This is a genomic window from Ruminococcus sp. RTP21484sp1_RTP21277st1_D2_RTP21277_210401 (genome assembly GCF_040924225.1).
GTDB lineage: Bacteria > Bacillota > Clostridia > Lachnospirales > Lachnospiraceae > Blautia_A > Blautia_A faecis.
Genome location: NZ_JBCOMJ010000002.1, coordinates 44,741 through 56,225, shown reverse-complemented (window position 1 = coordinate 56,225; position 11,485 = coordinate 44,741). Strand labels below are relative to the sequence as shown.

At 43.2% G+C, this 11,485-nt stretch carries 9 protein-coding genes; 7 read left to right on the top strand and 2 right to left on the bottom strand.

What is annotated here, in order from left to right:
• Positions 1 to 13: 13 nt before the first annotated feature.
• The 6 genes from AB5706_RS01490 to AB5706_RS01465 all read left to right on the top strand — a co-directional run bounded on the left by AB5706_RS01490 (position 14) and on the right by AB5706_RS01465 (position 6,548).
• Entirely contained in the window at positions 14 to 211 is a 198-nt protein-coding gene (locus AB5706_RS01490) for a hypothetical protein (RefSeq protein WP_173716397.1), read from the top strand.
• Complete coding sequence (locus AB5706_RS01485; RefSeq protein ID WP_173716398.1) at positions 189 to 1,499, top strand: ABC transporter substrate-binding protein; 1,311 nt, start codon at positions 189 to 191, stop codon at positions 1,497 to 1,499. Before AB5706_RS01490 ends, AB5706_RS01485 begins: the two co-directional genes overlap by 23 nt.
• Before the next feature lie 113 nt (positions 1,500 to 1,612).
• Positions 1,613 to 2,491 (top strand): carbohydrate ABC transporter permease, encoded by an 879-nt coding sequence (locus AB5706_RS01480; RefSeq protein ID WP_173716399.1) that lies wholly within the window; start codon positions 1,613 to 1,615, stop codon positions 2,489 to 2,491.
• Entirely contained in the window at positions 2,491 to 3,333 is an 843-nt protein-coding gene (locus AB5706_RS01475) for a carbohydrate ABC transporter permease (protein WP_173716400.1), read from the top strand. The genes AB5706_RS01480 and AB5706_RS01475 overlap by 1 nt, the downstream gene beginning before the upstream one ends.
• A gap of 4 nt (positions 3,334 to 3,337) precedes the next feature.
• On the top strand, positions 3,338 to 5,689 hold the full coding sequence (locus AB5706_RS01470; protein WP_173718786.1) for a glycoside hydrolase family 65 protein: 2,352 nt from the start codon (positions 3,338 to 3,340) through the stop codon (positions 5,687 to 5,689).
• Positions 5,673 to 6,548 (top strand): HAD family hydrolase, encoded by an 876-nt coding sequence (locus tag AB5706_RS01465; RefSeq protein ID WP_173716402.1) that lies wholly within the window; start codon positions 5,673 to 5,675, stop codon positions 6,546 to 6,548. The genes AB5706_RS01470 and AB5706_RS01465 overlap by 17 nt, the downstream gene beginning before the upstream one ends.
• A gap of 197 nt (positions 6,549 to 6,745) precedes the next feature.
• Here AB5706_RS01465 and AB5706_RS01460 read toward each other — a convergent pair whose 3' ends face one another.
• Positions 6,746 to 7,252, bottom strand: coding sequence for a QueT transporter family protein (locus AB5706_RS01460; RefSeq protein ID WP_442973248.1), 507 nt, complete (start codon positions 7,250 to 7,252; stop codon positions 6,746 to 6,748).
• Positions 7,253 to 7,667: 415 nt separating this feature from the next.
• On the opposite strand from AB5706_RS01460, the gene AB5706_RS01455 reads away from it, so the two are divergent.
• Positions 7,668 to 9,257 carry a glycoside hydrolase family 43 protein gene (locus AB5706_RS01455; RefSeq protein WP_173770632.1) on the top strand — a complete coding sequence of 530 codons (1,590 nt, stop codon included), beginning with the start codon at positions 7,668 to 7,670 and terminating at the stop codon, positions 9,255 to 9,257.
• 152 nt (positions 9,258 to 9,409) lie between these two features.
• Here AB5706_RS01455 and uvrB read toward each other — a convergent pair whose 3' ends face one another.
• The gene (gene uvrB, locus AB5706_RS01450; protein WP_173773369.1) at positions 9,410 to 11,398 is read right to left on the bottom strand and encodes an excinuclease ABC subunit UvrB; all 1,989 of its coding nucleotides are present in this window, start codon (positions 11,396 to 11,398) and stop codon (positions 9,410 to 9,412) included.
• Between the last annotated feature and the right edge of the window lie 87 nt (positions 11,399 to 11,485).

Genomic DNA, 11,485 nt, shown 5'->3' with positions numbered 1-11,485 from the left:
TTGCAGGAATGTCATGTATTTTAAAGAAGAGGACAAAATTTTTAAACAGGAGAAAGAAAAGGAGAAAAATGGGAAAAAATCAGGAAAATGGTGCGGAAATATCCAAGGAACAGCACAAGGTCTTTTATTAAAAAAAGGGGCTTTACAGGCTATAATACACTCACAAACCAAAACAAGGGAGGAACATCATGAAAAGAAAAATGATTTCTAAAATTATGGCAGCAGCACTGATCGGAACTATGTGTGCGGGAATGGCTGTACCTGTAATGGCTGCCGATGATGAAAAAGTAACTTTAAGCGTGATCAACTATCACGTAGGAACCGACTACGCAGCTGAGTACTATTCCTATCTGTTCGAAGCTTTTCAGCAGACAGAGGAAGGAAAGAACGTAGAGTTCAGCTTTGAGGAAATTCCTACAACAGATGCATTTAATCAGAAAATCAAACTTCTTATCTCCAGCGGAGATCTGCCGGATATCGTTTTCAATGGTGGAAACAACATTATCGAGCTGGCTGCAAAATCCGGAAAAGTAGCAGACTTGACACCTTACCTGGATGCAGATCCGGAGTGGAAATCTCTGTTTGATGAAACATCTCTGGATTTCAATACAGTAGATGGCAAGATTTATGGTATTCCGGTTTCTAAAGAGGTTTCTTACATTTACTATAACAAAGACCTGTTTGAGCAGGCTGGAATCGAGGCTCCGGAAGTAGCATATGCAACCTGGGATGAGTTCTTTGAAGCATGCGACAAGCTGAAGGAAGCAGGAATCACCCCGATCGGAATGGATAGTGCAGATTCCGGATGGCTGACAAACCTGTGGATGAGTGCTCTTATTGGAACAAACGGTGATGCTGGAAATGAGTGGATGAACACTATGTATCCAACAGATTACAATACACCAGAAGTAATTGAAGCAGCAGAGAACATCCAGAAAATGTTCCAGAACTATACAACACCAGATGCTGTTGGCGGAAAATATGATCCAATGGCAACTCATTTCTTTAACGGCGAAGTTGCAATGTTCCCGAACGGACCATGGATGATCCCGGATTTCTCTGAGACAGAGAAGGCTCCGGAAGGCTTCTATGACAAGGTTGGTATCATGCTTCTTCCAGGGAACGGAATGGAAATGGTTCCAACACCTGGCGATATGGTAGGCGCTACCGATCCTGAGAAAATAGAGGCAGCAGTTGCATTCCTGAAATTCGAGACAACTCCGGAAAACCAGATCAAGGCTCTGGAAATGACCGGATTACAGCCTGTATCTGATAATCTTGAGGTTCCGGATACACTTTCCGAGAGCGATCCTCTGATGGCACAGGCACTTGAAATCCAGGGCAAGGCAGAGGTGACTTACGGACAGAATCAGGCATACTGGTATCAGAATACAATTGATACCTTCTCAACAGAGCTTCCGGAACTGGCATATGGAAACATCACAGCAGAAGAGTTCTGCACAAAACTGTCAGAAGCGGCAGCAAAGAACGTGGAATAATGTAAATAGCCTGTCACCGGCACCAATACAGCTCTGGTGACAGGCTGTTTTTATGAAACAGGAAATTCCGTTGGAATTTTCTGCAGGCAGGATTCTTTTTGTGAGGAGAAAAAATGAATACAAAGAATAAAAAGATATGGATTTTTTTGTTTACCATTCCCTGCATGATCTTATTTGCACTGGTATATGCGGCTCCTATCATCACTGTTTTTTACACATCTCTGTGTGATTATACCGCTTTTAATTCACCTGCATTTCAGGGAATCAAAAACTTTATTACGATTTTCAGTGACAGCGATTTTATCTGCTCCATCCGGAACACCCTTCTGTGGGTAGTGCTGCAGTCCACCATACATGTAGGTGTTGGTCTTGCTATGGCACTTGTTCTTCGAAGAAAACCGAAGGGCTGGAAATTTGCAAGAACAGCATACATGATCCCAAATATCATTCCTACAGCGGCAACAGGTGTTATGTTTACTCTGCTTTTAAATCCTATGTTCGGAATTGTAAAGCCAATCATGGATTTTCTTGGAATCGACTACGCCATGGTTCCAAATCTGTTCGGAAATTCCAGATATGCATTCTGGACGGTGACAGCAACCTGGATCCTCTATTCCGGATTTAACACCATTATTTTTCTGGCAGAAATGGGTGCTGTAAGCAAAGAGATTTATGAGGCAGCAGCAATCGACGGTGCAACTCCCTGGCAGGCAGACCGTTATATTACGCTACCGCTGATGCGAAATGTATGCGGAACCTGTGTCACTCTTGCAAGTGTGGCCATGGTGTCACAGTTTGACATTATTTACATGACAACAAAAGGCGGACCTGGAACTTCTACTTTGAACCTGCCCATTTATCTGTATAAGGCAGCGACACTGGAAAACAATTATGGAAAAGCAAACGCAGTAGGGGTAGTACAGATCATTATCGGAATCACACTGGTTATTCTGATCAAAGGTCTTTTCCGTGAGAAAAAGGAGGCGGCATAATGAGAAAAACAAGCAGAGTGAAAAATGGGATCGCGTCCTTTTTCAAATATTTCTTTATGATCTTTTTGATTTTTATTTCATTGGCACCAATCATTTGGGCGTTTTTGGGGTCTTTTAAATCTTATGCAGAGATTAACTCCTCTGCATTGTCCCTGCCATCCAGTTTTAACCTGGATAACTATAAGGCGGCACTTCAGTATGCACCGATTTTGAAATATTTCATGAACAGTGTGCTCATTGTGGGAATCAGTGTTCTTGTTACGGTAGCGCTGGTTGCAATGTGCGCTTATGTGATTTCTCGATTTGATTTTAAACTGAAAACTCTGATCGTGCTTTTGATCTCAGCATCCTTAATGCTTCCGGCACAGGCAATTTCCCAGCCATTGTTTGCCATTTTCCAGAAGCTGGGGATTTTTGATACAAAGCTTGGTCTGATCATTGTGTATTCTGCAATGGGAATTCCAATGTCTTTCTTTGTTATGGTCAGCTATTATAAGACCATTTCCACAGCGCTTGAGGAATCGGCTTATATTGATGGCGCAACTTTTATCCAGACATTTTTACATATTATCCTGCCGCTGGCGAAGCCGGGACTTGTGACCATTGCCATGATTCAGTTTATCAATATCTGGAATGAGTTCTATTTCGCTTTGATGTTGACAAGCGGTGACCGTGCAAGGACAGTTCCTATTGCGTTGAATTATTATATGGGAACTTTTGCAAACAACTATTCCGCGCTGTTTGCAGCAGTTGTGATGACGGTGCTTCCTACAATTATTTTATTTATCCTTCTGCAGAGACAGGTTATGGAGAGTCTTACTGCAGGGGCTGTGAAAGGATGAGAATATGGATATCAACAAGAAACCGATTTATCCAGTAGAGACATGGAATGTTACAGAAAAGGAATTTTCCATGGAAACCAATTACCGGAATGAGACAACCTTTGCATTGTCAAATGGATATATTGGTACCAGAGGTACTTTTGAAGAAGGCTATGATTTCTCTGTTGATGAAGGGCTGGAAGGCAACTTTATCAACGGATTTTATGAAAGTGTGGACATTCCTTACGGAGAGTGGAATTATGGATTTCCGACCAAGAGCCAGTCACTTCTGAATCTGCCGGATCTTAAGAAAACAGAAATCTATGCAGATGGAGAGCTGTTTGACATGCGCACCGGCAAGGTGGAAGATTACAGCCGTGTGCTCCATATGAAAGATGGCTATGTGGAAAGAAAGCTGACCTGGATTTCTCCAAAGGGGAAAAAGCTGCAGCTTGTGATGGAACGTTTTGTGTCTTTGGTGCATAAGAACAGAATGTACCAGCGAATTCAGATCACACCAGTGAATTTTTCAGGGGAGATTCGTATCTGCTCTCATTTAAATGGGGATGTGGAGAATCATACGAGGAAGACAAATCCGCTGATCGGCTATGGTCCTTTTGGAAGCAGACTGCATATGGATAAACTTCAGGCTGAAGACGGTGTGCTGTATTATGAGGGCACTACTTTGCAGAGTTGCATGACTGTGGGCTGTGGAAGTCAGTATAAAATAGAAGGAGCCGGAGAGATTGTAACTGTTTTTGAAACAGAGGAAGAAAAAAGACATGCTGTGTGTGAAAGCAGAATGGAGATTCCGGAAAATACTACGGTTACCTGTGAGAAAGCTATTGTCTATACATCCAGTCAGGACATGGAGGTTAGCGAGCTGGAAAGATTTACGAAAAAAGAACTGAAAGAGGCATCTGAGAATGGATGGAGGAAGGAATTCCAGGCTCATATGGATAAAATCCATGAATTCTGGGATGTTTCCGATGTTCAGATTTATGATGATGAGACCCTTCAGCAGGGAATCCGTTTTAACCTGTTTCATATTATGCAGTCTGCAGGAAGAGACGGACGCACAGGAATGGGAGCAAAGGGGCTTTCTGGGGAAGGATATGAAGGACACTATTTCTGGGATACAGAAATGTATGTGCTTCCGGTATTTGTGTACACAGCACCGGAGCTTGCAAGAAAACTTCTGGAGTATCGTTTCCGTACATTGGATCAGGCCCGGGACCGTGCAAAAGTTCTTGGACACCAGAAGGGGGCTCTTTATCCATGGCGTACTATTAATGGAGAGGAAGCTTCCACTTATTTTCCACTTGGTACGGCCCAGTATCATATCAATGCAGATATTGCCTATGCGTTTTGGCTGTATGTGAGTGTTACCGGGGATATGGAGTTTTTCAAAGATATGGCTGCTGAGGTTTTTGTGGAGACTGCCAGAGTCTGGGCGGATGTAGGATATTTTGCTGAGTGCAAGGGCGGAAAATACTGTATTTGTGCGGTAACAGGACCAGATGAGTACAATGCTATTACGGATAATAATTTTTATACCAATCTTATGGGAAGGGAAAATATCCGTTATGCATTGAAATCGCTGGATATGTTAAAAGAGGCTGGAGAGGATGTATATGAGGCATTTGTTTCCAGAATGGGAATTACCCGGGAAGAAACTGCATACTGGAAAAAAATTGTGGAAAATATGTATTTTCCATATGATGAAAGTCGTCAGGTATATGCGCTGGATGATCGGTTTATGATGCTTCGTCCATGGGATGATTCCAGAATCCCACCGGAAAAGAGACATCTTTTGTATGAAAATTATCATCCATTATTTGTCTACAGACAGAGAATGTGCAAGCAGGCAGATGCTATTTTCGGGCTTTATCTGCACAGTTATTTATTCAGCAAGGAAGAACTGAAACGAAACTATGATTTCTATCAGGAAGTGACACTGCATCATTCTTCTCTTTCTAACTGTGTGTTTGGAATGCTGGCTTGCCAGATCGGATATTATGACGAGGCGTATGAATATTTTGCACAGTCTGCAAGAATGGATCTGGATGATTATCATGATAACTTCTATGCGGGAATCCATGCTGCAAATATGGCAGGAACCTGGCAGGCAATTATCAACGGATTTGCAGGTGTGAGGGTAAACGGCGGTGAACTGGAACTGCATCCTTATGTTCCAAAGCTGTGGAAGGGTATGCAGTTTAACCTTCTATACCGGGGAAGAAAGCTGAATATTCAGCTTACACATGAAAAAACAAGAGTAGAACTGGTGTCAGGAGATGCAGTCTTCTTAAAACTTAATGAGAAGGAAATTCATCTGGAGGCAGGAAAGGGAAGTATTTATGAAGAAGAAATATAAGGCAGTCTTTTTCGACTGGGATGGCACAGCTGTTCTCAGCCGAAAGGCACCTGTGGAGGAGATTGTAGGAGCAATGCGACCTCTTCTGGACCAGAAGGTAAATCTGGTAATCGTAAGCGGAACTACAATAGAAAATATTGCAGGGGGAAAACTGGAGACGTATTTTACAAAGGAACAGCTGGCGCAATTGTATCTGGGACTTGGACGCGGTGCCTTTAATTACCGGTATGAAAATGGACAGGAGTTGATTTTCTCGGATATGCTTCCAGACAAAAAAATGCTGGGGGATATTCACAGAATCTGCTTTGACATTCATATGAAGCTTCTGGAAAAGTATGGACTGAATACGGACATTGTATTTTCCAGACCTAATTATTGTAAGATTGATCTGATGGTGGAGAACCAGAGAGGGGATAATCTGTTTATGCAGGAGAATGAGCTGGATATGCTGAAGGATTGCCTGGAAAAGCATGGTGTAGAAGGCGGTCTTCAGGGGCTTCTGGATATTTCTGTGGCAGCAGGAGAACAGTATGGGATAACAGTGAAGCCAACCTGTGATGCTAAGTATCTGGAGGTGGGGATTTCAAGTAAGAGCGACAATGTGGATCGTATTCTGGAGCATCTTCAGGAAGCGTATGGAATCTGTCCGGAGGAATGCTGCTTCTGGGGGGATGAGTATGTGGGAATTGAAGAAGGGATTTATGGAAGTGACAGCTTCATGAAGACGAAGAAAACAGGAAATGGAGATTTCTTTGATGTATCAGAAGTTCCAGGAAAAAGGCCGGAGGGTGTGACCAAACTTGGCGGTGGTGTGGAACGGTTTCTTGGATTTTTGAGGGAGCAGGTGAAGATAGAATAAAAAAAGATGGACTTACATTTGGATGTTGCAGCCTATTATGGAACTTCAGCTGGAGAAAATCTTCAACAAATAGTGACATGTATCTTGTATAATGTTTTTTGAAGATATATTTTGGAATATATGCGTGAAATATAGAAATACCCGGTGGAGAAAATCATTCTTATGAGATTCCTTACCGGGTATTTGTGATTTTGAATTTATTTAGCAGCAGCCTGTTTGCCAAACAGCGTATTTTTGTACTTGGAAAGTGCAGTAAGAAGTACCATTCCAAAGATTCCGCAGGAAATGATCTCTCCGGCACCTACTGTAAGCATCATAAGTGGAATCGGAAGATTGACGGAATAGCCGTAACGAAGTACGAATGGAACCAGAACTGCATTGGCTACGATTGGTGGAACTGGTGCCAGCCATTTGTTGCTGTTACGAAGTTTGTAGGTAAATACAGCTCCGATGAGGGTAGCGATACTTCCGAATGCAATATCCAGAGGAATTGCACCGCCAAGCAGGTTGGCAAGGATACAGCCTACAAAAAGACCAGGAATGGCAGCTGGTGTGAAGAATGGAAGAATGGTCAGGGCTTCGGAAATTCGAACCTGGATCTCTCCATAGCTAAACGGTGCAAACACCAGTGTCAGTACAACATAGACAGCCGCAATCAGCGCTGCCTGCACCAGAAACAGGGTACTCTTGTTTTTCATATTCATTTGTCTCCTTTAGTTTTGTTTTACGAGTGGAAGGTCACGAACACTCGATTCATTTTCGCGCTGCAATGAGTCAAGCGGCCATGCTTGCATGGACATTTGACGAATGCCGCGGAGGCATATACCAGAAGGTATATGACCTACGCCGGGAATCGGCGGAAAAGCCGCTTAAGACCTTATTTTTCAGGGCTTTTCAACGGGTATCAGTATAACATATAGAATTCCGGTTTTCAAGAGGTTATTCCCAAAATGTTCGGAGCATACCCACATTTACCCATATTTACAGTGCCGTTTATACAACTTTTCCTGTAATACAGCAAAAGTTTTTAGGGTTGTTATTCCTTCTGAATCATAGTAATCTGTAGATATCTTATGAAGAGAACCGCATTTGTCGGTTTGCAGGTCAGGAGGAAAAAACATGTCAGATATCAGAATACAAAAATACAAAAATCCCATTATTTCCGGTTACAATCCAGATCCGTCGATTTGTAGAGTCGGGGATGATTTTTATCTTGTAAATTCAACTTTTGAATTCTATCCCGGAGTTCCGGTTTACCACAGTAAGAATCTTGTGAACTGGGAATTGATCAATTACTGTCTGAGAGATAAAGAGCAGCTTTATCTGGACGGTGTTCGGCCGTCAGGCGGAATTTATGCGCCGATGCTCTGTTACCATAACGGTGAGTTTTTTATGACCACTACCAATGTGTCACATAAGGGGCATTTGATCGTACATACCAGCGATATTTACGGGGAATGGTCAAAGCCGGTATGGATTGATCAGGGAGGGATTGATCCTACTTTGTTGTTTGATGGCGAAGATGTTTACTTCGCCTCTACTTCCAGAGATGAAGATGACAGAGACGGAATTTTTATGTGCAAAATCAATCCATACACAGGGGAAAAGTTGTCCGAAAGTGTTTGTATCAGCCATGGCTGCGGCGGAATCTGTCCGGAGGGACCACATATTTACAAGCTGAATGGAAAATATTATTTGCTTCTTGCAGAGGGAGGCACAGAATATGGACATATGGTTACCATGCAAAGAGCAGATTTTCCATTTGGACCGTATGAGGCGTGTCCCCATAATCCGATTCTCAGCCACAGGGATAATCCAGATGGATCTATTGCCTGTACCGGACATGCAGATCTGGAAGTTGATCAGAATGGAAACTGGTGGCTGGTTTGTCTGGGAATTCGTCCCTCTTGTACTCCACAGCGAGGTCTGAAACTTCACCATCTTGGAAGAGAGACATTTTTAAGCCCTGTAATCTGGAATGAAGAGGGTTGGCCGGTTGTTGGAAATAATGGAAGAATAGATTTGGAGATGGAGGGACCACTTCCAGGTAATCAGGTGCAGCCGATATGCCGGAATTTTACAGATAATTTTTCGGAAGAGAAATTCAGCCTGCATTATAACTGGGTTCGAACTCCGCATATGGAGAATTATGTGCGGGATACCGCTGCCGGACAGCTTATTTTGAAGGGAACAAGCGTAACTTTAAATGATATGGATACTCCGACCTGGGTTGGAATCAAGCAGAAGGAATTTGATGTTGAGGCAGATGTTGTGGTGAGTCTGAAAGAAAATTTTTCAGATTCCTGTCTGGTTTCCCAAGACAGCAACGTCAAAGGTTTAAATAAAAGAGTGGGACTGGGGACATTCTACAATCAGTTTTATCATTATGAAATTTACTTAACCAGAGAGGACGGACAGTACAAGGTTTGTCTTTCCAGGCATATTCATGATATGTTTGCAAGAACAGCTGAGAAAGTAGTATCCTCTGGGGAAAATATTCATTTTCGTATTATCGGTAATCCTCTGGAATATGATTTCTGGTACAGCGAAGATGGAAAATACTATGAGAAGCTGGGAAGCGGCGCTACTGCAGGGCTGGCTACAGAAGGAACCATGTACATGAGTTTTACAGGAACTTATATCGGAATGTTCTCAGAAAATGCGGAAGGACATTTTAGAAATTTTTCAGTGAAGATAAATAAAAATTAATTGCTGAATAATCAAGGTTAACGGAAATCCCCGCCGGGCAGGATCGCACTGCGGCGCAAATATAAATGTGGCCGGAGGCGATCCGCTGCAGGCAGAGAATCCTGTAAATTGTGCCAAATCTGACTGGCAAAATGCATGGAGAAATCGAAGGATTACTTTTCCGCATCTGCAAGATTTTTCTTCAATTCGATCATTTTGTCACGCAGCTCTGCTGCCTGCTCGAAGTTCAAGTCTGCAGCAGCCTGGCGCATCTGTTTTTCCAACTGGGAGATTAGGTTCTTCAGCTCTTTTTTGCTCATGGATTCCGGATCCTTCTTCAGCTTCACTTCAGTTTCAGCAACTGACTTGGAAACTGCAATCAGATCACGGACTGCCTTCTTAATAGTAGTAGGAGTAATTCCATGCTCTTTATTATAGGCTTCCTGGATTTCCCTGCGACGGTTGGTTTCCTCAATGGCATTTCTCATGGAATCCGTCATCACGTCTGCATACATGATAACGTGTCCTTCGCTGTTTCGGGCAGCCCGGCCAATGGTCTGGATCAGGGAAGTCTCAGAACGAAGGAAGCCCTCCTTGTCTGCATCCAGAATAGCAACCAGAGTGATCTCAGGAATATCAAGTCCTTCTCGCAGAAGGTTAATGCCTACAAGCACATCAAATACATCCAGACGCATGTCGCGGATGATTTCTGCACGCTCCAGGGTATCAATATCCGAATGAAGATAACGGACACGGATTCCCACATCTTTCATATACTGGGTAAGATCCTCGGCCATTCGTTTGGTGAGAGTTGTGATCAGCACTTTGTTTTTTCTGGAGGTTTCTTTCGTTATTTCAGAAATCAGGTCGTCTATCTGTCCCTCTACAGGGCGCACCTCCACTTTCGGATCCAGAAGACCGGTAGGACGGATGATCTGCTCGGCGCGGAGAAGCTCATGGTCGTATTCATAATCTCCCGGGGTAGCAGATACAAACAAAACCTGGTCAAGTTTATTCTCAAATTCTTCAAAACTCAGAGGGCGGTTATCCTTAGCAGAGGGCAGACGGAAACCATAGTCTACCAATGTCTGTTTACGGTTCTGGTCGCCAGCATACATAGCGCCAACTTGTGGGACTGTCTTGTGCGACTCATCAATAATAAGAAGAAAATCATCCCCGAAATAATCCAGCAGAGTATAAGGTGGCTGCCCTGGCTCCAGTCCGGAAAGATGACGGGAATAGTTCTCAATACCGGAGCAGAAGCCGGTTTCTTTCATCATTTCAATATCAAAGTTGGTACGCTCGGAGATACGCTGGGCTTCCAGAAGCTTGTCTTCGCTTTTAAAGTAGTCTACCCGTTCTTTTAATTCCTCTTCAATGGCAATGGCTGCTTTCTGAATCTGCTCCGCTGGTACTACATAATGGGAAGCAGGGAAAATACCGATGTGCGCAAGCTGACATTTGATTTCTCCGGTGAGCACATCAATCTCAGAGATACGGTCAATCTCATCTCCGAAAAACTCCACTCTGACAGCGGTATCTGAGCTGTTAGCCGGAAAAATCTCCAGAGTGTCGCCACGGACGCGGAAGGTACTTCGGTGGAAGTCCATTTCATTTCGGGTGTACTGAATGTCGATCAGCTCCCGGATAACCTCATCACGATCCTTAGTCATGCCAGGACGCAGGGAAATCATCATGTCCTGAAATTCCTGAGGAGAACCCAATCCATAGATACAGGACACAGAAGAGATGATAATAACATCTTTTCGCTCTGACATGGCGGCAGTGGCAGAAAGACGGAGCTTGTCAATTTCATCATTGATCGCAGAGTCCTTAGCAATATAAGTGTCAGAAGAAGGCACATATGCTTCTGGCTGGTAATAATCGTAATAGGAAACAAAATATTCCACTGCGTTCTCAGGGAAGAATTCTTTAAACTCACCATACAGCTGCGCTGCCAGAGTTTTATTATGGGCCAGGATCAGAGTAGGCTTATTCAGCGCCTGGATAACGTTTGCCATAGTAAATGTTTTACCAGAGCCGGTGACACCAAGCAGCGTCTCAAACTGATTTCCCTCTTTAAATCCCTTTACCAGTTTCTCAATAGCCTGTGGCTGATCGCCGGTTGGTTTATACTCGGAATGTAATTCAAAATGATCCATATGAGTCCTTTCTTTTATAAAATCAAACACGCTTTAACTGTTTCCAGTATAGCATCCTTTTTTATAAAAGTACAGCAGAATCGAATA

What these genes read in the sequence shown, in the direction of transcription:
- AB5706_RS01480 (WP_173716399.1), top strand. Translation starts at nt 1,613, where the DNA reads ATGAATACAAAGAATAAAAAGATATGGATTTTTTTGTTTACCATTCCC.
- uvrB (WP_173773369.1), bottom strand. Translation starts at nt 11,398, where the DNA reads ATGGATCATTTTGAATTACATTCCGAGTATAAACCAACCGGCGATCAG.
- AB5706_RS01470 (WP_173718786.1), top strand. Translation starts at nt 3,338, where the DNA reads ATGGATATCAACAAGAAACCGATTTATCCAGTAGAGACATGGAATGTT.
- AB5706_RS01455 (WP_173770632.1), top strand. Translation starts at nt 7,668, where the DNA reads ATGTCAGATATCAGAATACAAAAATACAAAAATCCCATTATTTCCGGT.
- AB5706_RS01475 (WP_173716400.1), top strand. Translation starts at nt 2,491, where the DNA reads ATGAGAAAAACAAGCAGAGTGAAAAATGGGATCGCGTCCTTTTTCAAA.
- AB5706_RS01460 (WP_442973248.1), bottom strand. Translation starts at nt 7,252, where the DNA reads ATGAATATGAAAAACAAGAGTACCCTGTTTCTGGTGCAGGCAGCGCTG.
- AB5706_RS01490 (WP_173716397.1), top strand. Translation starts at nt 14, where the DNA reads ATGTATTTTAAAGAAGAGGACAAAATTTTTAAACAGGAGAAAGAAAAG.
- AB5706_RS01465 (WP_173716402.1), top strand. Translation starts at nt 5,673, where the DNA reads ATGAAGAAGAAATATAAGGCAGTCTTTTTCGACTGGGATGGCACAGCT.
- AB5706_RS01485 (WP_173716398.1), top strand. Translation starts at nt 189, where the DNA reads ATGAAAAGAAAAATGATTTCTAAAATTATGGCAGCAGCACTGATCGGA.